Genomic DNA, 510 nt, shown 5'->3' with positions numbered 1-510 from the left:
AGGTGCAAATCCAAGGCTGTCAGGTTTTAAAAATGAGAAAGAATTGAGAGGAAGAGGAATTTCCTATTGTGCAACCTGTGATGCGGATTTCTTTACAGACCTGGATGTAGCAGTAGTGGGAGGTGGAGATTCAGCGATTACAGAAGCTATTTACCTTACAAAATTTGCAGAGAGCGTTACAGTCATACACAGGAGAGATGCCCTTAGGGCGACAAAATCTCTGCAGGACAGGGCTTTTCACAATCCTAAAATAAAATTTATATGGAATTCCATTGTGGAAGAAGCTGTAGGGGATGAAATATTGGAAGGATTACTTATAAAGAACAAGATTACAGGTGAAACCAGGAATTTGAAAGTAGACGGATGCTTTGTATTTGTAGGATATGAACCTATATCACAGCTGTTTCAGGGGAAGGTAACTATGGATGAAAAAGGTTATATTGTGACAGATGAGGATATGAGAACTAATATTTCAGGAGTATTTGCCGCAGGTGATATAAGAAAAAAATC

1 protein-coding gene is annotated in these 510 nt (G+C 38.6%); it reads left to right on the top strand.

Annotation, left to right across the window (positions count from 1 at the left end; all coding sequences use genetic code 11):
- Nucleotides 1–510: NAD(P)/FAD-dependent oxidoreductase (locus J5G60_RS18730; protein WP_190972291.1), on the top strand; the 510-nt coding region annotated here is incomplete at both ends.

Source organism: Clostridium sp. HV4-5-A1G (assembly GCF_900184915.1).
Lineage (GTDB): Bacteria > Bacillota > Clostridia > Clostridiales > Clostridiaceae > Clostridium_B > Clostridium_B aromativorans.
This window is presented reverse-complemented; position numbering and strand designations above follow the sequence as displayed.